This window comes from Streptomyces sp. Tue6028, from assembly GCF_002300165.1.
Classification (GTDB): Bacteria; Actinomycetota; Actinomycetes; order Streptomycetales; family Streptomycetaceae; genus Streptomyces; species Streptomyces siamensis.
Genome location: NZ_MLCE01000010.1, coordinates 141,684 through 165,840 on the forward strand (window position 1 = coordinate 141,684; position 24,157 = coordinate 165,840).

At 71.9% G+C, this 24,157-nt stretch carries 20 protein-coding genes; 11 read left to right on the forward strand and 9 right to left on the reverse strand.

Features of this window, described 5'->3' with window-relative positions; genetic code table 11:
• Positions 1–2 precede the first annotated feature (2 nt).
• From BKI49_RS08785 to BKI49_RS08805, 5 genes are read left to right on the forward strand one after another with little or no spacing between them, the layout of a single operon-like run.
• Positions 3–755 (forward strand): enoyl-CoA hydratase family protein, encoded by a 753-nt coding sequence (locus tag BKI49_RS08785; RefSeq protein ID WP_095933641.1) that lies wholly within the window; start codon positions 3–5, stop codon positions 753–755.
• Positions 752–1,618: a CoA transferase subunit A gene (locus BKI49_RS08790; RefSeq protein WP_095933642.1), complete on the forward strand. Its 867-nt coding sequence runs from the start codon at positions 752–754 to the stop codon at positions 1,616–1,618. The genes BKI49_RS08785 and BKI49_RS08790 overlap by 4 nt, the downstream gene beginning before the upstream one ends.
• Positions 1,615–2,364 (forward strand): CoA-transferase subunit beta, encoded by a 750-nt coding sequence (locus tag BKI49_RS08795; protein WP_095933643.1) that lies wholly within the window; start codon positions 1,615–1,617, stop codon positions 2,362–2,364. The genes BKI49_RS08790 and BKI49_RS08795 overlap by 4 nt, the downstream gene beginning before the upstream one ends.
• A complete protein-coding gene (locus tag BKI49_RS08800; protein ID WP_095933644.1) occupies positions 2,364–3,428 on the forward strand; it encodes an NAD(P)H-dependent flavin oxidoreductase in 1,065 nt (354 codons plus the stop codon). The genes BKI49_RS08795 and BKI49_RS08800 overlap by 1 nt, the downstream gene beginning before the upstream one ends.
• Entirely contained in the window at positions 3,425–4,069 is a 645-nt protein-coding gene (locus BKI49_RS08805) for an SIMPL domain-containing protein (protein ID WP_095933645.1), read from the forward strand. Before BKI49_RS08800 ends, BKI49_RS08805 begins: the two co-directional genes overlap by 4 nt.
• Positions 4,070–4,137: 68 nt before the next feature.
• Here BKI49_RS08805 and BKI49_RS08810 read toward each other — a convergent pair whose 3' ends face one another.
• The 3 genes from BKI49_RS08810 to BKI49_RS08820 all read right to left on the reverse strand — a co-directional run bounded on the left by BKI49_RS08810 (position 4,138) and on the right by BKI49_RS08820 (position 6,829).
• A complete protein-coding gene (locus BKI49_RS08810; RefSeq protein ID WP_095933646.1) occupies positions 4,138–5,295 on the reverse strand; it encodes an acetyl-CoA C-acetyltransferase in 1,158 nt (385 codons plus the stop codon).
• A 37-nt stretch (positions 5,296–5,332) separates the two neighbouring features.
• The gene (locus BKI49_RS08815) at positions 5,333–5,944 is read right to left on the reverse strand and encodes a TetR/AcrR family transcriptional regulator (protein ID WP_095933647.1); all 612 of its coding nucleotides are present in this window, start codon (positions 5,942–5,944) and stop codon (positions 5,333–5,335) included.
• A gap of 93 nt (positions 5,945–6,037) precedes the next feature.
• A complete protein-coding gene (locus tag BKI49_RS08820; protein ID WP_095933648.1) occupies positions 6,038–6,829 on the reverse strand; it encodes an SDR family oxidoreductase in 792 nt (263 codons plus the stop codon).
• A 60-nt stretch (positions 6,830–6,889) separates the two neighbouring features.
• Between BKI49_RS08820 and BKI49_RS08825 the strand changes: the two genes are divergently transcribed.
• Entirely contained in the window at positions 6,890–8,035 is a 1,146-nt protein-coding gene (locus tag BKI49_RS08825) for an acyl-CoA dehydrogenase family protein (protein WP_095933649.1), read from the forward strand.
• Positions 8,035–9,057, forward strand: a complete 1,023-nt coding sequence (locus BKI49_RS08830; RefSeq protein ID WP_095933650.1) for an acyl-CoA dehydrogenase family protein — start codon at positions 8,035–8,037, stop codon at positions 9,055–9,057. Before BKI49_RS08825 ends, BKI49_RS08830 begins: the two co-directional genes overlap by 1 nt.
• Here the strand turns inward: BKI49_RS08830 and qcrB are convergent.
• From qcrB to BKI49_RS08845, 3 genes are all read right to left on the reverse strand, one after another.
• Positions 9,032–10,843 carry a cytochrome bc1 complex cytochrome b subunit gene (gene qcrB, locus BKI49_RS08835; RefSeq protein WP_257004666.1) on the reverse strand — a complete coding sequence of 604 codons (1,812 nt, stop codon included), beginning with the start codon at positions 10,841–10,843 and terminating at the stop codon, positions 9,032–9,034. The two genes, BKI49_RS08830 and qcrB, sit on opposite strands and share 26 nt — an antisense overlap.
• Before the next feature lie 213 nt (positions 10,844–11,056).
• Positions 11,057–11,626: a HutD/Ves family protein gene (locus BKI49_RS08840; protein WP_095933651.1), complete on the reverse strand. Its 570-nt coding sequence runs from the start codon at positions 11,624–11,626 to the stop codon at positions 11,057–11,059.
• The gene (locus BKI49_RS08845) at positions 11,623–12,342 is read right to left on the reverse strand and encodes a vWA domain-containing protein (protein WP_095933652.1); all 720 of its coding nucleotides are present in this window, start codon (positions 12,340–12,342) and stop codon (positions 11,623–11,625) included. The genes BKI49_RS08840 and BKI49_RS08845 overlap by 4 nt, the downstream gene beginning before the upstream one ends.
• A gap of 174 nt (positions 12,343–12,516) precedes the next feature.
• Between BKI49_RS08845 and BKI49_RS08850 the strand changes: the two genes are divergently transcribed.
• The 3 genes from BKI49_RS08850 to BKI49_RS08860 all read left to right on the forward strand — a co-directional run bounded on the left by BKI49_RS08850 (position 12,517) and on the right by BKI49_RS08860 (position 15,125).
• Positions 12,517–13,437, forward strand: a complete 921-nt coding sequence (locus tag BKI49_RS08850; RefSeq protein WP_095933653.1) for a rhomboid family intramembrane serine protease — start codon at positions 12,517–12,519, stop codon at positions 13,435–13,437.
• Positions 13,438–13,532: 95 nt separating this feature from the next.
• A complete protein-coding gene (locus BKI49_RS08855; RefSeq protein WP_095933654.1) occupies positions 13,533–14,432 on the forward strand; it encodes a chitosanase in 900 nt (299 codons plus the stop codon).
• A gap of 78 nt (positions 14,433–14,510) precedes the next feature.
• A complete protein-coding gene (locus tag BKI49_RS08860; RefSeq protein ID WP_095933655.1) occupies positions 14,511–15,125 on the forward strand; it encodes a dihydrofolate reductase family protein in 615 nt (204 codons plus the stop codon).
• Positions 15,126–15,362: 237 nt separating this feature from the next.
• Here BKI49_RS08860 and BKI49_RS08865 read toward each other — a convergent pair whose 3' ends face one another.
• The 3 genes from BKI49_RS08865 to BKI49_RS08875 form a co-directional block, all read right to left on the reverse strand.
• Positions 15,363–16,823 (reverse strand): glutamate synthase subunit beta, encoded by a 1,461-nt coding sequence (locus BKI49_RS08865; protein ID WP_095933656.1) that lies wholly within the window; start codon positions 16,821–16,823, stop codon positions 15,363–15,365.
• On the reverse strand, positions 16,816–21,408 hold the full coding sequence (gene gltB, locus BKI49_RS08870; protein WP_095933657.1) for a glutamate synthase large subunit: 4,593 nt from the start codon (positions 21,406–21,408) through the stop codon (positions 16,816–16,818). Before gltB ends, BKI49_RS08865 begins: the two co-directional genes overlap by 8 nt.
• A gap of 370 nt (positions 21,409–21,778) precedes the next feature.
• Positions 21,779–22,510 (reverse strand): VIT1/CCC1 transporter family protein, encoded by a 732-nt coding sequence (locus BKI49_RS08875; protein WP_095933763.1) that lies wholly within the window; start codon positions 22,508–22,510, stop codon positions 21,779–21,781.
• Between the two features lie 273 nt (positions 22,511–22,783).
• Between BKI49_RS08875 and BKI49_RS08880 the strand changes: the two genes are divergently transcribed.
• A complete protein-coding gene (locus BKI49_RS08880; protein ID WP_095933658.1) occupies positions 22,784–24,031 on the forward strand; it encodes an ADP-ribosylglycohydrolase family protein in 1,248 nt (415 codons plus the stop codon).
• Positions 24,032–24,157 lie beyond the last annotated feature (126 nt).

A 24,157-nucleotide genomic window follows, 5' to 3' on the forward strand; every position in this document is an offset into this window, starting at 1 on the left:
CCATGGGTGTCTCCACCTCGTCCCCGGAAAAGGGGATTTCCGTCGTCACGGTCGACTACCCCCCGGTGAACGCGCTGCCGGTCAGCGGCTGGTTCGCCCTGGCCGACGCGATCCGCGCGGCGGGCCGCGACCCCGCCCATCGCTGCGTGGTGCTGGCGGCCGAGGGACGCGGGTTCAACGCGGGAGTCGACATCAAGGAGATGCAGCGCGACCAGGACGGCCACACCGCGCTCCTCGGCGCCAACAGCGGCTGTGCGGAGGCCTTCGCCGCGGTGTACGAGTGCGAGGTCCCGGTCGTGGCCGCGGTGCACGGCTTCTGCCTGGGCGGCGGCATAGGCCTCGTGGGGAACGCGGACGCGATCGTGGCGAGCGAGGACGCCACCTTCGGTCTCCCCGAGCTGGACCGGGGCGCGCTCGGCGCGGCCACGCATCTGGCCCGGCTGGTCCCGCAGCACCTGATGCGCGCGCTGTACTACACCTCACGCACGGCGAGCGCGGCCGAACTGCACGCGCACGGCTCCGTGTGGCGGGTCGTCGGGCGGGAGCGGCTGCGCGCCGCCGCGCTGGAGCTGGCCCGCGAGATAGCCGCCAAGGACGGCCGGCTCATCCGCCTCGCCAAGGCCGCGATCAACGGCATCGACCCCGTCGACGTGCGCCGCAGCTACCGCTTCGAGCAGGGCTTCACCTTCGAGGCCAACCTGAGCGGGGTGGCCGACCGCGTCCGCGGCACCTTCGGCAAGGAGGCCGTCCAGTGACCGACAAGACCATGTCCGCGGATCAGGCCGTCGCCCGCCTGGAGAGCGGGATGACCCTGGGCATCGGCGGCTGGGGCGCACGCCGCAAGCCGATGGCCCTGGTCAGGGCCCTGCTCCGTACCGAGGTCACGGACCTCACCGTCGTGTCGTACGGCGGCCCGGACGTGGGCCTGCTGGCCGCCGCCGGACGCATCCGCAAGCTCGTCACCGCCTTCGTCACCCTCGACTCGATCCCCCTCGAACCGCACTACCGCGCGGTGCGGGAGAGCGGCGCCATCGAGCTGACGGAGGTCGACGAGGCGATGTTCATGTGGGGGCTGCACGCCGCAGCGAACCGGCTGCCGTTCCTGCCGGTGCGGGCGGGCCTCGGCTCGGACGTCCTGGGGGCCGACCGGGGCCTGCGGACGGTCACCTCGCCGTACGCCGACCCGTCCACGGGAGTGCGCGAGGAGTTCGTCGCCATGCCCGCGCTGCGCCTCGACGCGGCCCTGGTCCACATGAACCGCGCGGACCGCCTGGGCAACGGCCAGTATCTGGGCCCCGACCCGTACTTCGACGACCTGTTCTGCGAGGCGGCGGACGCGGCGTACGTCTCCTGCGAGCGGATCGTGGACACTGCGGACCTCATCAAGGAGGCCGCCCCGCAGACGCTGCTGCTCCAGCGGTCGAGCGTGACGGGCGTCGTGGAGACGCCGAACGGCGCGCACTTCACCTCCTGCGCCCCCGACTACGGACGCGACGAGGCCTTCCAGAAGCTGTACGCGACCACCGGGCACGCCGAGTTCGCCGAGCGCTTCCTGAGCGGCGACGAACACGCCTATCAACGCGCCGTCCAGGCCTGGCGGAAGGAGGGGACCCCGTGAGGACGACCCGCGCCGAGTACTGCGTGATCGCCTGCGCCGAGGCCTGGCGGGGCGACGGCGAGGTGCTCGCCAGCCCCATGGGCCTGATCCCCTCCATCGCCGCCCGCCTCGCCCGGCGCACCTTCTCGCCCGACCTGCTGCTCACCGACGGCGAGGCCATGCTCGTCGGCCCCGACGGCACGCCCGAGGGCTGGCTGCCCTACCGCCGGCATCTCACGGCGGTCACCGGCGGGCGCCGTCACGTGATGATGGGCGCGAGCCAGATCGACCGCTTCGGCAACCAGAACATCTCCCGCATCGGCGACCGGGAGCGCCCCGCACGTCAGCTGCTGGGCGTGCGCGGCGCCCCGGTCAACACCCTGAACAACCCGACGAGTTACTGGATCCCGAAGCACTCCCCGCGCGTCTTCGTCGAGCGGGTCGACATGGTGTGCGGCGTAGGGTACGACCGCGCCGCCGCCGCGGGTCCGAGCGCCGCCCGCTTCCACCGCCTGCCGCGCGTGGTGACCGATCTCGCCGTCCTCGACTTCGCGACACCCGACCGCTCGATGCGGCTGGCCTCGGTGCACCCGGGTGTCACGGTCGACGAGGTCCGGGCGGCCACGGGCTTCGCACTGACCGTCCCCGACGAGGTGCCGGCCACCCGAGAACCGACGGATCGGGAGCTGGAGTTGATCCGCGAGGTCATCGATCCGACCGGGGCGCGCGACCGTGAGGTCCCTCCGGCGGGGCGGGGCGGGCGCTGATGGAGACCGCGCTGACCCGGCTCGTCGGGGTCCGTCACCCCCTCGTGCAGACCGGGATGGGCTGGGTGGCGGGCCCCCGTCTCGTCTCGGCGACGGCGAACGCCGGTGCGCTGGGTGTCCTGGCCTCCGCGACCATGACGCCCGACCGGCTGCGGGAGGCCGTGCGGGAGGTCAAGTCCCGTACGGACCAGCCGTTCGGGGTGAATCTGCGCGCCGACGCCGGGGACGCGGGAGACCGGGTGCGGATCATCATCGACGAGGGCGTCCGCGTCGCGTCCTTCGCGCTCGCCCCCTCACGCGAACTGATCGCCGAGCTGAAGGAGGCCGGCGTGGTCGTCGTCCCGTCCGTCGGCGCCCGACGGCACGCGGAGAAGGTGGCCGCGTGGGGCGCGGACGCCGTGATCGTGCAGGGCGGCGAGGGCGGCGGCCACACCGGGGAGGTGGCGACGACGGTGCTGCTGCCCCAGGTGGTGGACGCGGTCCGCATACCGGTCGTCGCCGCGGGCGGCTTCCACGACGGGCGGGGGCTGGTGGCCGCGCTGGCGTACGGCGCGGCGGGCATCGCCATGGGCACCCGTTTCCTGCTCACCTCGGACTCCACCGTCCCCGACGCGGTGAAGGCGAGGTACCTGGCGGCGACGGTCAAGGACGTCACGGTGACCAGGGCGGTCGACGGGCTGCCGCACCGCATGCTGCGCAGCGAGCTCGTCGACTCCCTGGAGCGGTCCGGCCGTGCCCGGACGCTGGTCCGGGCCGTGCACCGGGCGGCCGGCTTCCGGCGGCTGTCCGGACTGTCCTGGTCGCGGATGGTCCGTGACGGCCTGGCCATGAAGCACGGCCGGGACCTGACATGGAGCCAGGTCCTGCTCGCCGCCAACACCCCCATGCTGCTGCGGGCGTCGATGGTGGAGGGGCGCACGGATCTGGGGGTGATGGCGTCGGGGCAGGTCGCGGGTGTCATCGAGGACCTGCCGACGTGCGCCGAGCTGGTCACCCGCGTGATGGCCCAGGCGCAGGAAACCCTCGGCGCCCTGCCGGACCCCGATGCTTCAATGCCCGCATGAATCAGTCGATCAACGAGCCGTGGGGCCTCAGCGTCTTCGGTGCGGGAAGCGTCCGGCTGGAACCCCAGCTGGTGCGGGTGAGACTCACCATCGATGTCCTGGAGCCTTCCCCGGACCGGGCCTTCCAGGAGGCGGGTGCATCGGTGTCCCGGCTGCGGGAGACGCTGCGCACGCACCGCATACCGGACGCGTCGGTGTCCGGTTCCCGCCTCAAGCTCAACTCGGAGTACGAGGGGTACAGCAGCGACCGCAAGTTCCTCGGGTACCGCTGCCGGGCTTCGTACGCGGTGGAGACCGAGGCCATCGACACCCTCCAGCAGCTGATCGTGGACGCGGTCGAGGCGGGTGCCAACCGCGTCGAGGACGTCGTCTTCGACGTCCGGGACAAGCCGGCGGTCCGCGACGAGGCGCGCCGCAGGGCGGTGGCGGCGGCCCGCCGCAAGGCCGAGGTGTACGCGGAGGCCGCGGGGGTCGAGCTGGGCACGGTGCTGCACATCCAGGACGTGGACGCGGAGTCCTGGGAGCTGCGCGGCGGCGGGCGCGGGCACGGCAGCGGCGGCGGGAACTCCGACGGCGACCTGGCGCCCGGCATGGTGGAGGTGCACGGAGCCGTGCTGCTGGGCTTCTCCCTCGTCCGCTGAGGCCGCTCCGGCGTCACCCGGCCCCCCCCCGGGCCGGGTGACGCCCCTGCGGGGAACTGCCGGGCCGGTCAGAGCCGTTCGACGATGGTGACGTTGGCCTGCCCTCCGCCCTCGCACATGGTCTGGAGGCCGAACCTGCCGCCGGTGCGCTCCAGTTCGTGCAGGAGCGTCGTCATCAGTTTCGCTCCGGTGGCACCGAGCGGGTGGCCCAGCGCGATCGCGCCACCGTTGACGTTGACCTTGTCCGGGTCTGCGCCGGTCTCCTTGAGCCAGGCGAGGACGACCGGGGCGAAGGCTTCGTTGATCTCGACGAGGTCGATCTCGTCGAGGGACATGCCGGTCTTCTTCAGGGCGTACGCCGTCGCGGGGATCGGGGCCGACAGCATCCGGATGGGGTCCTCGCCCCGGACGGAGAGGTGGTGCACGCGGGCGCGCGGAGTCAGTCCGTGTTCGCGGACCGCGTGCTCCGAGGCGAGCAGGATCGCGGCGGCGCCGTCGGAGACCTGCGAGGAGCAGGCGGCGGTGATGGTGCCGCCCTCGACGACGGGTTTCAGTCCCGCCATCTTCTCCAGCGAGGTGTCACGGCGCGGGCCCTCGTCGGCCGTCACGTCTCCGTAGGGCACCGTCTCGCGTGCGAAGCGGCCCTCGTCGAGCGCGCGGACCGCCCGCCGGTGCGAGCACAGTGCGAACTCCTCCTGGGCGCGCCGGTCGATGCCCCACTTCCGGGCGATCGACTCGGCGCCGTGGAACTGGTTGACGGGAAGGCTGCCGTAGCGCGCCCGCCAGCCCTCGCTGCCGGCGAAGGGTCCCTCGGTCAGGCCGAGCGGTTCGGCGGCCTGCCGGGAGGCGAAGGCGATGGGGACGAGGGTCATGTTCTGCACTCCGCCCGCGACCACCAGGTCCTGGGTTCCGGAGAGCACGGCCTGGGCGGCGAAGTGCACGGCCTGCTGGGAGGACCCGCACTGCCGGTCGACGGTGACCCCCGGCACCTCCTCGGGGAGTCCGGCGGCGAGCCAGCAGGTGCGGGCGATGTCCCCCGCCTGCGGTCCCACCGCGTCCAGACAGCCGAAGACGACGTCCTCGACGGCGGCCGGGTCGATGCCGGACCGCTCGATCAGGGCCCTCAGGACGTGCGCGCCGAGGTCGGCCGGGTGGACACCGCCCAGGCCTCCCCCGCGGCGCCCGACGGGCGTGCGGACCGCTTCGACGATGTAGGCCTCGGCCATGGCGACTCCTTGGCGGACATGGGGTGTTGGCGTACGGCTACTCCCGTGCGGAGATGCCGTCCAGCACCATCGACAGGTACTGCCGGGCGATCTCCTCGGGGCTGTGCTGTCCTCCGGGCCGGTACCAGGACGCGGCGACCCACACGGTGTCGCGCACGAACCGGTAGGTGAGCCGGATGTCGAGGTCGGCCCGGAAGACCTCGGCGACGACGCCGCGTTCCAGTGTGCTCAGCCACGCCTTCTCGAAGTTGCGCTGCGATGCGGCGAGGAACGCGAAGCGCTGCTGCGCGGCGAGCTGCCGGGACTCCTTCTGGTAGATCGCGACGGCCGCCCGATGCCGGTCGATCTCCCGGAAGGACTCCGTGACGAGTGCCTCCAGGGTCTCGCGCGGGCCGAGGCCGGCGTCCAGGACGGCGTCGTACCCGCTCCAGAGCTCGTCGAGGAAGGTCCGCAGGATCTCCTCCAGCATCGATTCCTTGGAGTCGAAGTGGTAGTAGAGACTGCCCGCGAGCATCCCGGCCTCGTCCGCGATCTTGCGTACGGTGGTGGCGTTGTAGCCCTGCTCGGCGAAGACCTCGGCGGCGGTGTCGAGCAGTTCGCGGCGCCGCTCCGGTGTCGCGGTCACCTGGGGCTTCTTCTTGGTAGGCACGGGTCCATTGTGGTCCCGCGGACCGCGGGGGCCCGCACCGCGGGCGCCGCTGCGCGGGCTGTGCCCGTCCGACGCATCGCGCCGGGCCGGCGGCTAGGCATGCTGGCTGCTGACGGAGACGACCTCGCCCGTCAGGTACGAGGAGTAGCCGGAGGCCAGGAAGACGATCACGTTGGCCACCTCCCACGGTTCCGCGTACCGCCCGAAGGCCTCGCGTCCGGTCAGCTCCTCCAGCAGTTCGGAGGTGGTCACCTTCGCCAGGTGGGGGTGCATGGCGAGGCTCGGCGAGACGGCGTTGACCCGCACTCCGTAGGCGGCGGCCTCGATCGCCGCGCAGCGGGTGAGCGCCATGACCCCGGCCTTCGCGGCGGCGTAGTGGGCCTGGCCGGCCTGGGCGCGCCAGCCGACGACGGACGCGTTGTTGACGAGGACTCCTCCGCCGGCCTGCGCCCGGAACAGCCGCAGGGCCGCCCTGGTGCACCGGAAGGTGCCGGTCAGTGTCACGTCGAGGACCTTCGACCACTGCTCGTCGCTCATGTCGACGACAGGTGAAGTGCCGCCCAGCCCGGCGTTGTTGACGACGGCGTCCAGGCCTCCGTGCAGGTCCGTGGCCGCCTCGAAGAGCGCCCGGACCTGGGTCTCGTCGGTGACGTCGCAGGGCCGTGCGGCGACACGCTCGGCACCGAACTCCGCGGCGAGGGCCTGCTCGGTCTCCTTGAGCCGGCGCGTGTGGGCATCGCTGATCAGAACGCGCGCCCCCTCCTCCAGGAACCTCCGCGCCGTGGCCCCGCCGATGCCCGCACCCGCCGCGGCGGTGATGACGGCGGTGCGCCCCTCCAGCAGCCCGTGCCCGGGGACGTACGCCGGGCTCTCGACGTCGCTCATGGCTCCACGCTAACCTACCAAACACTTGTTAGGGAAGGTTGCCGCCGGAAGGTGCCGCCGATGGATCTCGCCCATTCCCGCGCCGACGAGGCGTTCCGCGCCGAGGCCCGCGCCTGGCTCGACGCTCATGTCCCGGCCGTCCCCCTGCCCTCCCTGGAGACCGCGGAGGGATTCGCCGCCCACCGCGCCTGGGAGGCCGAACTGGCCGCGGACCGCTGGTCGGTGGTGTCCTGGCCCGAGGAGTACGGCGGGCGCGCCGCGGACGTGGTGCGCTGGCTGGTCTTCGAGGAGGAGTACTGGTCCGCGGGCGCCCCGGGCCGGGTGAGCCAGAACGGCATCAGCCTGCTCGCCCCGACGCTCTTCGACCACGGGACGGCGGAGCAGCGTGCGCGCGTGCTGCCGTCGATGGCCACGGGCGAGGTCGTCTGGGCGCAGGCGTGGTCCGAGCCGGAGGCGGGTTCCGACCTGGCCTCGCTCACCTCCCGCGCGGTGCGCACGGACGGCGGCTGGCTGCTGCGGGGACAGAAGACGTGGTCGTCGCGGGCCGCGTTCGCCGACCGTGCGTTCGGCCTCTTCCGCAGCGAACCGGACACCCCGAAGCCCCATCAGGGCCTGACCTACCTGATGTTCGACCTGCGGGCGCCGGGGGTGACGGTCCGCCCGATCGGCCGGCTGGACGGCAAGCCGGCCTTCGCCGAGCTGTTCCTGGACGACGTGTTCGTCCCGGACACGGACGTGATCGGCGAGCCGGGCGCGGGCTGGCGGGTCGCCATGGCGACGGCGGGCAACGAACGCGGGCTGACCCTGCGTTCGCCGGGCCGCTTCCTGGCCGCCGCCGACCGGCTGGTTGGCCTGTGGCGCGACCGTGCCGACCCCTCGGACACGGCCCTGCGCGACCGAGTGGCCGACGCGGTGATCGGCGCCCGCGCCTACCAGCTGTTCACCTACGCCCACGCCTCCCGCTTCCTCGACGGCGAGAGCGTCGGGCCGGAGTCCAGCCTGAACAAGGTCTTCTGGTCCGAGTACGACATCGCGCTGCACGAGACGGCACTCGACCTGCTCGGCCCGGCCGGCGAGCAGGCGGACACCGAATGGTCCGAGGGGTTCGTGTTCTCCCTCGCCGGCCCCATCTACGCGGGCACCAACGAGATCCAGCGCGACATCATCGCCGAGCGGCTGCTCGGCCTGCCGAAGGGCCGCCGCTGATGCGTTTCCTGCTCGACACCGAACAACGCGCCTTCGCCGCCTCGCTCGACGCGATGCTGTCGTCCGCGGACACGCCGACCGTCGTACGCGCCTGGGCCTCGGGCGACCACGGACCGGGCCGCGCCGTGTGGTCCAAGCTCGCCGACGCGGGCGTCTTCGCGCTGGCGGCACCCGAGGCGTACGAGGGGGTGGGCCCGCTGCCCGTCGGCATCGCCGTCGCCTTCGTGGAGCTGGGGCGTCACGCCGTGCCGGGACCGCTGGCCGAGACGGTGGCGGGGGCCGCCCTCCTCGCCGCTCTCGGCGAGGAGGGACCGGCCGAGCGGCTCCTGCCGGCGATCGTGTCGGGCAAGTCCATGACGACGCTGGTCCTGCCGGGCGGGGGCCCCTTCGCACTGGACGGCGACGTGGCGGACCTGCATCTGACGGTGCACGGCACCGGCGCGGCGGCGGAGCTGCGGGGGTCGTCCCGGGCCGCCGCCGGGCCCACCGGCCTCCCGCGGACGTCCCTGGACCCCGCCCGCCGACTGGCTCTCCCCAGCTCCGGCGGCGAACGCCTCGCCGGAGGCCCGCAGGTGGCCGACGCGGCCGCCCGTGCGCTCGACTGGGCCCGTCTCGCCACCGCGGCCCAGGCCCTCGGCGTCGGGCAGGCGCTGCTCGACCGGACCGTCGGCCACGTCCGGCGGCGCACCCAGTTCGGTGTGCCCATCGGTTCGTTCCAGGCGGTCAAGCACCGGCTGGCGGACGCGAGGATCGCCCTGGAGTTCGCGCGTCCGCTGCTGTTCGGCGCCGCGCTGTCGATGACCCCGGCGGACGTGGCCGCCGCCAAGGTCACGGCCTGCGAGGCGGCCTGGACGACGGCGCGGTCCGCGTTGCAGTTGCACGGCGCGATCGGCTACACGGCGGAGTACGACCTCTCCCTCTGGCTGACCAAGGCCCGTGCGCTGCGCACCGCGTGGGGCACTCCGGCCGAGTGCCGGGCGGAGGTCCTGCGCGGACTCAGTGGTGCTGGTCCCCGCTCGTGACCTCCCGGTACTCCTCGGCCGTCGGCTTGGGTATCCGTGTCCCGGGTCCGTACAGGGCGCGGGCCAGCCGTGCCCGCAGCCGGTGCGCGACGGGGATCCGCCGGGTGACGCCGTTCGCGTCGACGCGCGGCCCCACCTCGTACGGCGGCGCCTGTTCGTGCTCGGTGAGCGTGAACCGCTGGGCCGGCGTGAGCGGTTCGTGGACCTCCACGTACTCGCCGTGCGGAAGGCGCTTGATGATCCCGGACTCGCGCCCGTGCAGCACCTTGTCGCGGTCCCGGCGTTGCAGTCCCAGGCAGATCCGCTTGGTCACGACGAAGGCGAGCACGGGACCCACGAAGACGGCCACCCGTACGAACCACGTGATCGCGTTGATCGAGAGGTGGAAGTGGGTGGCCCACAGGTCGTTGCCGCCACCGACGAGGAGCACCGCGTACAGCGTCAGCCAGGCCACGCCGAGCGCGGTGCGCGTGGGCACGTTGCGCGGCCGGTCCAGGATGTGGTGCTCGCGCCTGTCGCCGGTGATCCACGCCTCGACGAAGGGGTAGACGGCGATCGCGGTCATGATGAGCGGGAAGAGCATGAAGGGGATGAAGACGCCCAACTGGAGCGTGTGGCCCCAGGCGTTGATCTCCCATCCCGGCATCACCCGGATCAGGCCCTCCGAGAAGCCCAGATACCAGTCGGGTTGCGCGCCGGTGGTGACCAGGTCGGGACGGTAGGGGCCGAAGGCCCACACGGGGTTGATCGTCGCGATCGCGCCCACGATCGACAGCACGCCGAAGACGAGGAAGAAGAACCCCCCGGCCTTGGCCATGTAGACGGGCATGAAGGGCATCCCGACGACCGACTTCTCGTCCCGTCCGGGGCCCGGGTACTGCGTGTGCTTGTGGTAGAAGACCAGGATCAGATGGGCGACGACCAGGCCGAGCATGATGCCGGGCAGCAGCAGCACGTGGATCGGGAAGAAGCGCGAAATGATGTCGTGCCCCGGGAACTCCCCTCCGAAGAGGAAGAAGGAGAGGTACGTCCCCACGACCGGGACCGAGAGGATGGCGCCCTGTGCGAAGCGGACGCCGGTGCCGGACAGCAGGTCGTCGGGGAGCGAGTAGCCGGTCAGCCCGGTGATGAGGCCGAGCATCAACAGGGTCCACCCGAACAGCCAGTTGACCTCGCGCGGCTTGCGGAACGCACCGGTGAAGAACACCCGCATCATGTGCACGAGCATCCCGGCGAGGAAGACGAGCGCCGCCCAGTGGTGGATCTGCCGGATCAGCAGCCCGCCGCGCACGTCGAAGCTGATGTCGAGCGTGGACTCGTAGGCCCTGGTCATGATGACGCCGTTGAGCGGCTCGTACGAGCCGTGGTAGACGACCTCGACGCCGCTCGGTTCGAAGAACAGGGTGAGGTAGACGCCGGTGAGGATCAGCACGAGGAAGCTGTAGAGGCAGATCTCTCCGAGCAGGAAGGACCAGTGGTCCGGGAACACCTTGCGCATGTTGGCCTTGGCCAGCGCGTAGATGCCGAGCCGCCCGTCGGCCCAGTCCGCGAGCCGTTCGCCCTTGGCGGGCTCGGCCGCCCGCCCGGCCCGGGAGGTGCCGGATCCGGGCGCGACGGGTCGGGAGGCCGTCGTCCCGGTCGCGGCGCGCGCCGTCCCGTTCCCCGCGCCGATCGTGGTGGACCCGGCTGTCCCGTTGCGGGTGCCGCCCGTGGTGGACCCGGCCGTCCCGTTCCGGGTGCCTGGCGTCGCGGACCCGGCCGTCCCCACCCCTGCGTCGGCCGGCACCGCCCCCGCGGTCCCGGACGCGCCGGTGCGTGGTGTCCCGTCGTCCGAAGTCCCCGCAGCTCGCCCGGAGTTGGTCTCTCGTGCGCCCATACGCCGCTCCCCTCGGCCCCCAAGGGTGGCATGCCGTCCCGCCGAAGCCAACGGGGCGTCACCGGTCGGCCGGAGCCGCAGATGCGCTCCCGGAATCGCCGCTCGCCGGTCACGCGGAGGAGGTCAGCCCGCCCGGCGCACTCCGGCGAGGTCGATGACGGCGGTGCGGCCCGTCACGCGCGGCACGGCCACCTCGTCGGTCAGCAGCGCGGCGTCGTACCGCCCGAGGGTCAGCCCCGCCACCTCGGCGGTCCCGTCCAGCACGACGACCAGCGCGGCCGGTCCGGCCGGGCCGGCGGGCGGCGAGCCGGGGTGCGCCACGGTGACGGCCGGGGCGGCCTCGCCACCCCGGCGCCACATGACGTTGAGGTTCACGACCGGTCCCCCGAGAAGCCGGCAGTCGGTGGGCAGGTCGCCGGGGAAGCGCTGGGGCACGTACCGCGTGTCGACCCGCCGGTGCGCGGCGCCGACGGTGAGGTCCATTCCCGCGCCCTCGACCATGGTCAGGATGCGGTCCACCCCCGCGAACGCCGAGAAGGGCCCGTCGGCGGCGACGTCGGCGAGGCTGATGCGCCAGGCGAAGTCGTCCATGCCCGCGCCCTCGGGCCCGGCGGCGATCTCCCGGGTGACCCCGCCGCCGTTCTTCCAGGGCACGGCGGCCCGCCCCGCGGCGGGCAACAGGCGCACGGTCATCGCACGATCCCCCGCGCCCTCGCGACGGTCAGCCACTGCGGGAACTCGCCGACCATCCGGTCGTACAGCTCCTCGTCGGACACCTTCAGCGGATCCGAACCGGCGTGGAAGAACCCGGCGTTGTCGACCACTCGCTTCTCGGGCACGGCCAGCTCGTCGAGTTTGCGCAGGAATTCGAACTGCCTGCTGCCCGGGTCGCCGAACCCTATGAACTGCCAGAACAGCGGGAGCTTCGCCGCCTTGCACAGGTACCGCTCCGCGGCGAGCTTGTTGATCGGGCCGCCGTCGGTCTGGAAGACGACGAGGGCGGGGGCCGTCGAACCGCTGTCCAGGTAGTGGTCGATGACGGCGTCCATGGCCAGGTGGTAGCTGGTCTTGCCCATGTGCCCGAGCCCGGCCACGATCCGTTCGACCCGGCCCTGATGGTTGTCGAGCGCGATGTCGGTGACGGCGTCGACGTCCGTGGAGAAGAAGACGACCGGGACCGAACCGTCGTCGTCGAGGTGTGCGGAGAGGCCGAGCACCCGGTCGGCGAGCGCCTGCACGCTGCCGTCCCGGTAGTACGGCTTCATCGACCCCGAGTAGTCGACCACGAGGTACACGGCGGCCCGCTGCCCGCTCAGCCCGTGCTTGGTGAGGGAGACTCCCGCGCTCTTGTACGGACCGACCAGGGCCGGCGCGGTCTCCTCCACCTTGGTGAGGCTGATTCCGGCCATACGGATCTCCGATCGCGCGCTGGTGACGGGACCGCCGAGATTACGGCACCACGGCCCCCTGCCGTCCCACCTGCCCACCGACGTTCGCTATTTTGTTCGCCGCCGCACCGTCGGCATCCGTTCGACCGCCCCCCGCAGCCCTGTTGTCCCGCACGTACTCCCGAGGAGCCGGCCGTGGAGCCCGAGTCCGCCGTCACCACCTGCTATCGCCATCCCAAGGTGGAGTCCCATGTGCGGTGCACCCGGTGCGACCGCTTCATCTGCCCGGACTGCATGCGCGAGGCGGCCGTCGGCCACCAGTGCGTGGAATGCGTGAAGGAGGGCGCGCGGTCGGTCCGCCAGGCCCGCACCGCCTTCGGCGGCCGGATCTCGACGGTCCCCGCGGTGACGTATGTGCTCATAGGCCTCAATGTGCTGGCCTACCTCGCCGAACTGGCGCGCTCCTCGGTGACGGACCGGTTCGAGATGCTCGGCGCCGGTCTGGTGGGGCCGGACGGCGGCCACTACGTCTGGCAGGCCCTGTACCCGGCGGGCTACCACGCGGAGGGCCTCGTCGACGGCGAGTGGTACCGGCTGCTGACCGGCGCGTTCCTCCATCTGCCGCCCACCGAGGGCACATTCGGCATCCTGCACATCGTGATGAACATGGTCTCGCTGTGGAACATCGGCCGCGTGGTGGAGGCCCAGCTCGGCCGTGCCCGCTACATCACGCTGTACCTGCTGTCGGCGCTCGGCAGCTCGGTCCTCGTCCTGCTGATCTCCCCGGAGGACCCCACGCTCGGCGCGTCCGGCGCGATCTTCGGTCTCGGTGCCGCGTACTACGTGATGGCCCGCCGGCTCGGCGCGGACATGCGCGCCGTCAACCGCTTCATGGTGGGTCTGCTGCTCTGGCTGGCCGTCTCGGCCGCGGTCACCTCCTGGGAGGGGCACCTCGGCGGTCTGCTGGCCGGTGGCGCCGTGACGGCCGCGTACGCCTACGCGCCCCGCGACCGGCGGCGTACGGCGGTGCAGGCGGCGGCCTGTGCGGGCCTCCTGGCGCTCCTCGTGGTGCTGACCCTGGTCAAGGTGTCGTCGCTGAAGAGCGGTATGGCCTAGAGCGTGCCCCATGACGGCTCGGTGGCGGCATCGCCGTCCCCCGCAGGCGGGAGGGGGCGCACACCTGTGCGCCTCCCCGCCGTAACCTGTGCGCCATGAAGAGAGCTGGCTGCCTGCTGTTCGGCGCGATCCCCGTCCTGGTCACGGTGGTGGTGTACTTCGCCACGCCCGAGCACCCGGCCACGGCCGACGGCAAGGGCGGCACCTCGGCGTCGAGCCAGGCCCGCGAGGAGGCCAAGGCCAAGGCCGAGCGGGCCGCCGACGACGAGGTCATCGCCGACATGCCGCCCGGCCTCGCCGCCCCGGGCAAGAAGGAGCTCGCCCAGCAGATCGTGGCGAGCGCCGAGAACTCCACCCTGAACTGGCGCGAGGCGTACGGCTACATCGAGGACATCGGCGACGGCCAGGGCTACACCGCGGGCGTCGTCGGCTTCTGCACGGGCACCCACGACCTGCTCACCCTCGTGGAGCGCTACACCAAGGCCCACCCGGACAACGGCCTCGCACGCTATCTCCCCGCGCTGCGCAAGGTCGACGGCACGGACTCCCACGAGGGCCTCGACCCCGGCTTCACCGCGGCCTGGAAGCACGAGGCCCGGCTCCCCGCCTTCCGCGACGCCCAGGTCACCGAACGCGACCGCGTCTACTTCGACCCCGCCGTCCGGCTCGCCAAGCTCGACGGGCTCGGCACCCTGGGCCAGTTCGTCTACTACGACGCCATGGTCCTGCACGGCCCGGGCACCGGCCCCGACGGCTTCTACGGCCTGCGCGAACGCGCCATGCGCGAGGCAGACCTGCCCTCCGAGGGCGGCGACGAGAAGGCGTACCTGGACATCTTCCTGGACATCCGCCGCAAGGCCATGAAGTCCAAGAACCCCGACCGCGACACGACCCGCATCGACACGGCCCAGCGGCAGTTCCTGTACGACGGGAACCTGGACCTGAAGACGCCGCTGGAGTGGAAGGTCTACGGGGAGCCGTACAAGGTTCCCTGAGCCGCGTGTCGAATGCGCGGGTCCCCGATCGACGTGAGGGTGGAGGCAGTACACCCCAGGAGTTCAGGAGCACCCACCGTGACCGTGACCGCGGACCTCGCCATCTCCCTCGACGGCTTCGTCGCCGGCACCGGAGTCGCCCTCGACAACCCGGGAGGCGACGGCGCCGAACCGCTCTTCGAGTGGATCCACGGCCTGGCGAGCTGGCGTGAGCGCCAGGGCATGACCGGCGGGCAGGAGAACCGCGACTCCGAGCTGATGCGCGAGTGGTTCGACGCCACCGGCGCGGTGGTCATGGGCCGGATGATGTACGACACCGGCGAGGAGTTCTGGGGCGACAACCCGCCGTTCCGCACCCCGGTCTTCGTGCTCACCCACCGGCCCCGGCCGACCCTGGTCAAGGAGGGCGGCACCGTCTTCACCTTCGTCACCGACGGCATCCACAGCGCCCTCGACCGGGCGAGGGCCGCCGCCGGGGACAAGAACGTCGACATCGCGGGCGGGGCGAGCACCGTGCGGCAGTACCTCCGGGAAGGGCTCGTCGACGAGCTGCAACTGCACGTCGTGCCCGCGCTGCTCGGCGACGGGCTGCGGCTCTTCGAGGGACCGGGGGCCGGACGGCGGGATCTGGAACAGGTCAGGGTGGTCGAGACGCCCCTCGCCACCCACCTGAAGTACCGCTTCGTGAAGTGACCGTCTTCGTGAAGTGATCGTCTTCGTGAAGTGACCATCGTGCGCCGGGCTCCGTGGCCGCGTCCCGGCCGCGTTCCGGAGCCGGTGCGGTGGCCCCTGGCCGGGGACACCCCACCGGACAACGTGGCGGCGCCTGCCAGTTCGTCCGGTCGGGGACAGTGAGGCAGGCGCCGTCTGTGTTCCGTACGCCTTTGTACGGGACGCAGATGAGTGACCGTCAGGTCACCGTTCGGGGGGTCAGACCATCAGCGAGCGGTCCGTCGGGCGGATCGGGGCCGGGAGGTCGCTGGCGCCCGTGAGGAACCGGTCCACCCCGCGGGCGGCCGAGCGGCCCTCGGCGATCGCCCAGACGATCAGCGACTGGCCGCGGCCCGCGTCACCGGCGACGTACACGCCGGGGACGTTGGTCGCGAACTCGGCGTCGCGGGCGATGTTGCCGCGGGCGTCGAGCTCCAGGCCGAACTGGGAGACCAGGCCGTTCTCCACGTCCGTGCCGGTGAAGCCCATGGCCAGCGTCACCAGCTGGGCGGGGATCTTGCGCTCCGTGCCCGGCTTGGCCGTCAGCTTGCCGTCGACGAACTCCACCTCGGACAGGTGCAGCCACTGGACGTTGCCGTCCTCGTCGCCCTCGAAGTGGGTGGTCGAGACGGAGTAGACCCGCTCGCCGCCCTCCTCGTGCGCGGAGGTGACCTTGTAGAGCATCGGGAAGGTGGGCCAGGGCTGGCCCGCGTTCCGCTCCTCGCCCGGCCGCGGCATGATCTCCAGCTGCGTGACCGAGGCCGCGCCCTGGCGGTGGGCGGTGCCCACGCAGTCCGCGCCCGTGTCGCCGCCGCCGATCACGACGACGTGCTTGCCCTCGGCGCTGATCGGGGGCGCCACGTAGTCGCCCTCCTGCACCTTGTTGGCCAGCGGCAGGTACTCCATGGCCTGGTGGATGCCGGTGAGTTCCCGCCCGGGCACGGGCAGGTCGCGGGCGGTCGTCGCACCGGCGGCGATGACCACGGCGTCGTACCGCTTGCGCAGGTCCGTCGCCTTGAGGTCGCGGCCGATCTCGATACCGGTGCGGAAGCGGGTGCCCTCCGCGCGCATCTGCTCGATGCGGCGGTTGATGTGCCGCTTCTCCATCTTGAACTCGGGGATGCCGTAGCGGAGCAGGCCGCCGACGCGGTCGGCGCGCTCGTAGACCGCGACGGTGTGGCCGGCCCGGGTCAGCTGCTGGGCGGCGGCCAGACCCGCGGGGCCGGAGCCGATCACCGCGACCGTCTTGCCGGACAGCCGCTCGGGGGCGCGGGGCGCGACGTCGCCGCTGTCCCACGCCTTGTCGATGATCGAGACCTCGACGTTCTTGATGGTCACGGCCGGCTGGTTGATGCCGAGCACGCACGCCGACTCGCACGGAGCGGGGCACAGGCGGCCCGTGAACTCCGGGAAGTTGTTCGTGGCGTGCAGGCGCTCGGACGCGGCGGACCAGTCCTCGCGGTACGCGTAGTCGTTCCACTCCGGGATCAGGTTCCCCAGCGGACAGCCGTTGTGGCAGAACGGGATGCCGCAGTCCATGCAGCGGCTCGCCTGCTTCGAGATGATCGGGAGCAGCGAACCGGGGACGTAGACCTCGTTCCAGTCCCGGACCCGCTCCTCGACGGGGCGGGACCGGGCGACCTCGCGGCCGTGGTTCAGAAAGCCCTTGGGATCAGCCATTGGTCGCCGCCTCCATCATCTTCTCGGTGATCTCGGACTCGGGGAGTCCGGCTCGCTCGGCGGCGTCCTTGGCGGCGAGCACTGCCTTGTACGTGCTGGGGATGATCTTGCTGAAGCGGTCCACGGACACGGACCACTCGGCGAGGAGCTTCTCGGCGACCGTGGAGCCGGTCTCCTCCGCGTGCCGGCGCACCACGTCGTGCAGCCACTGCTTGTCGGTGTCGTCGAGTTCCTCGACGGCGTCCACGTTGCCGACGTTGACGTTGTCGCGGTCGAGGTCGATGACGTACGCGATGCCGCCGGACATGCCGGCCGCGAAGTTGCGGCCCGTCTCGCCGAGGACCACCGCGTGACCGCCGGTCATGTACTCGCAGCCGTGGTCGCCCACGCCCTCGGAGACCACCAGCGCACCGGAGTTGCGGACGCAGAAGCGCTCACCCGTGCGGCCGCGCAGGAAGAGCTCGCCGCCCGTCGCGCCGTACGCGATGGTGTTGCCCGCGATCGTCGAGTACTCGGCGAGGTGGTCGGCGCCCCGGTCGGGACGGACGATCACCCGGCCGCCGGAGAGGCCCTTGCCGACGTAGTCGTTGGCGTCGCCCTCCAGGCGCAGCGTGACACCGCGCGGCAGGAAGGCGCCGAAGGACTGGCCCGCCGAGCCCGTGAAGGTGATGTCGACGGTGTCGTCGGGCAGGCCCGCTCCACCGAACTTCTTCGTCACCTCGTGGCCGAGCATGGTGCCGACCGTGCGGTTGATGTTGCGGATCGCGACCTGCGCGCGGACCGGCTGGGCGTCGGTCGCGGAGTCCGCGGCCAGCGCGTCTGCGGCCAGCTTGATCAGCTCGTTGTCGAGCGCCTTCTCCAGACCGTGGTCCTGGGCGACGCTCTGGTGACGCACCGCGCCCTCGGGCAGCTCGGGCACGTGGAACAGCGGGGACAGGTCCAGGCCCTGCGCCTTCCAGTGGTCGACCGCGCGCGCGACGTCGAGGTTCTCGGCGTGGCCGACGGCCTCCTCGATGGAGCGGAAGCCCAGCTCGGCGAGGATCTCGCGGACCTCCTCGGCGATGAACCGGAAGAAGTTCACCACATGCTCGGCCTTGCCGGCGAAGCGGTCGCGCAGCACCGGGTTCTGGGTGGCGATGCCGACCGGGCAGGTGTCCAGGTGGCAGACGCGCATCATGACGCAGCCGGAGACGACGAGCGGCGCGGTCGCGAAACCGAACTCCTCGGCGCCGAGCAGCGCGGCGATGACGACGTCACGGCCGGTCTTCAGCTGGCCGTCGGTCTGCACGACGATGCGGTCGCGCAGGCCGTTGAGCAGCAGCGTCTGCTGGGTCTCGGCGAGGCCGAGCTCCCAGGGGCCACCGGCGTGCTTCAGCGAGGTGAGCGGCGAGGCGCCCGTACCGCCGTCGTGGCCGGAGATCAGGACGACGTCCGCGTGGGCCTTGGAGACACCCGCGGCGACCGTGCCGACGCCGACCTCGGAGACCAGCTTCACGTGGATGCGGGCCTGCGGGTTGGCGTTCTTGAGGTCGTGGATCAGCTGAGCCAGGTCCTCGATGGAGTAGATGTCGTGGTGCGGGGGCGGGGAGATGAGGCCCACGCCCGGGGTGCTGTGCCGGGTCTTGGCGACCCAGGGGTACACCTTGTGGCCGGGCAGCTGGCCGCCCTCGCCGGGCTTCGCGCCCTGCGCCATCTTGATCTGGATGTCGTCGGCGTTGACCAGGTACTCGGAGGTCACGCCGAAGCGGCCGGAGGCGACCTGCTTGATCGACGAGCGGCGCGCCGGGTCGTACAGGCGCTCCGGGTCCTCGCCGCCCTCACCGGTGTTGGACTTGCCGCCCAGTTGGTTCATGGCGATGGCGAGGGTCTCGTGCGCCTCCTTGGAGATGGAGCCGTACGACATGGCGCCGGTGGAGAAGCGCTTGACGATCTCGGAGGCGGGCTCGACCTCGTCGACGGAGATCGGCTGCCGGCCGGACGTGAAGCCGAACAGGCCGCGCAGCGTCATCAGACGCTCGGACTGCTCGTTCACCCGGTCCGTGTACTTCTTGAAGATGTCGTAGCGGCCGGTGCGCGTCGCGTGCTGGAGGCGGAAGACGGTCTCCGGGTCGAACAGGTGCGGCTCGCCCTCGCGGCGCCACTGGTACTCGCCGCCTATGTCGAGGGCGCGGTGCGCGGGCGCGATGCCGGAGGCCGGGTAGGCCTTGGCGTGCCGGGCGGCGACCTCCTTGGCGATGACGTCGAGACCGGCGCCGCCGATCTTCGTCGCCGTGCCGTTGAAGTACTTCTCGACGAAGGCGTCGTCCAGGCCGACGGCCTCGAAGACCTGGGCGCCGCGGTAGGAGGCGACGGTGGAGATGCCCATCTTGGACATGACCTTGAGGACGCCCTTGCCGAGCGCGTAGATCAGGTTGCGGATGGCCTGCTCGGACTCGATGCCGGACAGGAAGGTGCCCGCGCGGACGAGGTCCTCGACGGACTCCATCGCCAGGTACGGGTTGACCGCCGCGGCGCCGAAGCCGATGAGCAGGGCGACGTGGTGGACCTCGCGGACGTCACCGGCCTCGACCAGCAGGCCCACGTGGGTGCGCTGCTTGGTGCGGATGAGGTGGTGGTGGACGGCCGCGGTGAGCAGCAGCGACGGGATCGGCGCGTGCTCGGCGTCCGAGTGGCGGTCCGACAGGACGATCAGCCGGGCGCCGTTCTCGATGGCTGCGTCGGCCTCGGCGCAGATCTCCTCGATCCGCGCGGCCAGCGCGTCGCCGCCGCCGGAGACCCGGTAGAGGCCGGAGAGGGTCGCGGCCTTCATGCCGGGCATGTCGCCGTCGGCGTTGATGTGGATGAGCTTGGCCAGCTCGTCGTTGTCGATCACCGGGAAGGGCAGGGTGACCGAGCGGCAGGAGGCGGCCGTCGGGTCCAGCAGGTTGCCCTGCGGGCCCAGCGAGGAGCGCAGGGAGGTGACCAGCTCCTCGCGGATCGCGTCCAGCGGCGGGTTGGTGACCTGTGCGAACAGCTGGGTGAAGTAGTCGAAGAGCAGACGCGGACGCTGCGAGAGGGCGGCGATCGGCGAGTCCGTGCCCATCGAGCCGATCGGCTCGGCGGCGGCCTTGGCCATCGGCGCGAGGAGGACGCGGAGCTCTTCCTCGGTGTAGCCGAAGGTCTGCTGACGGCGGGTGACCGAGGCGTGGGTGTGCACGATGTGCTCGCGCTCGGGCAGGTCGGAGAGCTCGATCTCGCCGGCTTCCAGCCACTCCGCGTACGGGCTCTCGGCGGCGAGATCGGCCTTGATCTCGTCGTCCTCGATGATGCGGTGCTCGGCGGTGTCGACGAGGAACATCCTGCCGGGCTGGAGGCGGCCCTTGCGGACGACCTTGGCGGGGTCGATGTCGAGGACACCGACCTCGGAGCCGAGGACGACGAGGCCCTCGTCGGTGACCCAGTAGCGGCCGGGGCGCAGGCCGTTGCGGTCGAGGACCGCGCCGACCTGGGTGCCGTCGGTGAAGGTGACACAGGCCGGGCCGTCCCAGGGCTCCATCATCGTGGAGTGGAACTGGTAGAAGGCGCGGCGGGCCGGGTCCATGGAGTCGTGGTTCTCCCACGCCTCCGGGATCATCATCAGCACGGAGTGCGGGAGCGAACGGCCGCCGAGGTGCAGGAGTTCGAGCACCTCGTCGAAGGAGGCCGAGTCGGACGCGTCCGGAGTGCAGACGGGGAAGATCCGCTCCAGGCCCTTGTCGCCGAACAGGTCGGAGACGAGCTGGGACTCGCGGGCGCGCATCCAGTTGCGGTTGCCCTTGACCGTGTTGATCTCGCCGTTGTGCGCGACGAAGCGGTACGGGTGGGCGAGCGGCCAGCTCGGGAAGGTGTTGGTGGAGAACCGGGAGTGCACGAGCGCGATCGCGGAGGTGAAGCGGCGGTCGGACAGGTCCGGGAAGAAGGGCTCCAGCTGGCCGGTGGTCAGCATGCCCTTGTAGACGATGGTCCGCGCGGACAGCGACGGGAAGTAGACGCCGGCCTCGCGCTCGGCGCGCTTGCGCAGCACGAACGCCTTGCGGTCGAGGTCGATGCCCGTGCTGGCACCGTCGGCCACGAAGATCTGCCGGAAGGCGGGCATCGTGGAGCGAGCGGTGGCACCGAGCAGCTCGGGGGCGACCGGGACCTCGCGCCAGCCGAGGACCGTCAGGCCCTCGTCGCCCGCGATCGTCTCGATCTGTGAGACGGCGTCGGCCGTGGTGTCCTCGGGCAGGAAGGCGATGCCGACGGCGTAGGCACCGGCCTCGGGCAGCTCGAATCCGGCCACCTCACGGAAGAAGGCGTCGGGCACCTGGGAGAGGATGCCGGCGCCGTCGCCCGAGTCGGGCTCGGAGCCGGTCGCGCCGCGGTGCTCCAGGTTGCGCAGAACCGTGAGCGCCTGCTCGACCAGCGCGTGGCTCGCCTCGCCGGTGAGGGTGGCCACGAAGCCGACGCCACAGGCGTCGCGCTCGTTGCGGGGGTCGTACATACCCTGCGCAGCAGGGCGAGCATCCATGAAGGACCAGTTCTGGCCATTCGCGGAGTGCTGGGACGGCTGGCGCGGCGTACGCATCGGCTCTCCCGTCGTCGTCGTGGCATATGACATCTGCCGAGGGACGACGTTGGCCCTCTGCTGGGGGTTCAAAATTTCACGCAGGTTACATGATGGAGTGGTTCTCGAAAACCGGATACACCGTTCCAACATGCGGACACCGCGGGGTCGCGGTCGGGGTTCCGCGCCAGACGGTGGAATCAAGGGGGACCTAAGCGGACAGATCAGTGCCCGTCGGTCCGGTTCGCAGCGGGCATCGTCGCTCGTCACGAGGGTTGCGGGCGCAGGCGTCATTGCCTGCGGTGCTTACGGCTCATGCCCGGTGGTTAAGGAATCGAAACCGCCGAGTAACGGCTATTTATGCAGTCCCTTGCATAAGTGCTCGGCCTCCTCATCCTACGGCGGTACCGAACAGACTGCCCAGGGCGTACGTCACACCCGCCGCGGCGCCACCGAGAGCGAGCTGCCGCAGTCCGCTGAACCACCAGGACCGGGCGGTCACCTTGGCCACGATCGCACCGCACGCGAAAAGTCCGATGAACGCGAGCACCAGGGCCGGCCACAGGGCCGTCGCGCCGAGCAGATACGGCAGGACGGGGAGCAGGGCGCCGAGGGCGAAGGAGCCGAAGCTCGACACGGCGGCGACGGACGGGGAGGGCAGGTCGCCCGGGTCTATGCCCAGCTCCTCGCGCGCATGGATCTCCAGGGCCTGCTCGGGGTCGCGGGAGAGCTGCCGGGCGACCTCGCGCGCCAACTCCGGCTCGACGCCGCGCGCCTCGTACAGGTCGGCGAGCTCACGCTCCTCGTCCTTGGGGTGCTTGCGCAGCTCCCTTCTCTCCACGTCGAGTTCCGCCTCGACGAGTTCGCGCTGCGAGGCGACGGAGGTGTACTCGCCGGCCGCCATCGAGAAGGCGCCCGCGGCGAGCCCTGCGAGTCCCGTGATCACGATCGTCCGGTGGGAGACGGCACCGCCGGCGACGCCGGTCATGAGAGCGAGGTTCGAGACGAGCCCGTCCATCGCGCCGAACACGGCGGGGCGCAGCCAGCCGCCGTTGACGTCGCGGTGCGTGTGGTTGTCGCGGTGCGCCTCGTGCAGGGTCGCTTCGGTCTCGATGATGGCCATGCCGGGGTCCCCCATGATGCTTGATTGGACTGTTTCCACTTTTCGACAACCCTCAAAGTACGCCTCGGAATTCCCGCCCGCCAGCAAGGAAAGGCTGGGCTTACCTGCGACTTTGCCTCCATCCGCTCATCCGAGATGTGAGACGCACAGATGTCGACCGGGTGACAGCGGGGCCCGTGAGGCTCTTGTCAACCGCCGATGTGGGACAGATCCGCAAAGGGCTCCGCGCACCGAAGCCGCGCACCGGCAGGGGTCCTCGGAAGAGAGGCACGTATGGCTTCCATCGCCTGCATTCCCTCGGTCCCGGCGCCCGGGGACGCCGCCGAACTCCGTGAGCGGGCGCGCGGCGCGCTGCTGGGACTGGCCGTCGGGGACGCGCTGGGCGCGCCCGCCGAGAACATGAAGCCGTCGGAGATCCGCGCGAAATGGGGCCGGATCACCGGGTACGTCACCGAGCACCCGGCCGGGACGGACGACACCGAGTACGCGATCTTCTCGGGACTGCTGCTGGCCCGGCACGGCTCGGCACTCACCGTCGCCCATGTCGAGGCGGCCTGGCACCAGTGGATCGCCGACCGCGACGAGGGCCCGTTCCGGGGCGCCGGATTCAGCGAGCGCGGCACGCTGGAGAACCTGCGCCGGGGACTGGCGGCGCCGATCTCGGCCCAGCACCGGCACGCCTGGAGCGACGGGCTGGCGATGCGGGCGGCGCCCTTCGGGGTCTTCGCGGCGGGCCGCCCGGCGGAGGCCGCACGGCTCGTGGCCGTCGACGGTTCGGTGAGCCACGACGGCGAGGGCATCTACGGCGGCCAGACGGTCGCGGCGGGTGTCGCCGCGGCCATGGCGGGCGCCCACACCATCGCGGTCGTCGCCTCCGCGCTGGCGGTGATCCCGGACGACTCCTGGACGGCCCGCTCGCTGCGCCGGGCGGTCGCGGTCGCCCACCGGGGCGAGCGGGCGGTCCGCTCTGCGGTCGTCATCGGCGGCTACCCCTGGACCGACCTGGCACCGGAGGCGGTGGCCCTCGCCTTCGGCGCGTACGCCGCCGCCGACGGCGCCTTCGAGGAGTCCGTGCTGACGGCCGTCAACATGGGCCGCGACGCCGACACCACGGCCGCGGTGGCCGGTGCCCTGGCCGGCGCGACCCGCGGCGTCTCGGCGATCCCGGCCGCCTGGGCCGCGGCGATCGGCCCGGCCCGGGGCAGTTGCCTGCCCTCCATGAAGGGCCACCACGTCCTGGACGTGGCGGAGCTGCTGACGCCGGAGGACGCGAGCAAGTGGGGCCCCCAGGGGCGCGCACGGGGCGAGGCCGGTGCCGGGGGCGAGTGGCCGCCGCTGGAACCGGGGGCGTACCTGCCGCCGCTCTCCGGCCGGCGCCCGCTCACCACCGCGGGCAGGCGCCCGCCGGCGTCCCCGGGCGGACACCCGCCCGCGACCCCGCACCCGTGCCCGCCCCTCGGCGCCGACGCGTACGCCGACGCCTACGTGCCGGCCGCCGAGGACGAGGAGGTCCGCCCGTGAGGCCCGGTCTGGTCGGAGACGAGCCCGCGGATCGCGCGGGCGGCGAGGGAGCGGCGTCCGTCCCGGAGACCACGCCCGCGCCCGGCGCCGCCACGGACACCACGTCCGCGCCCGGCGCCGCCCGCC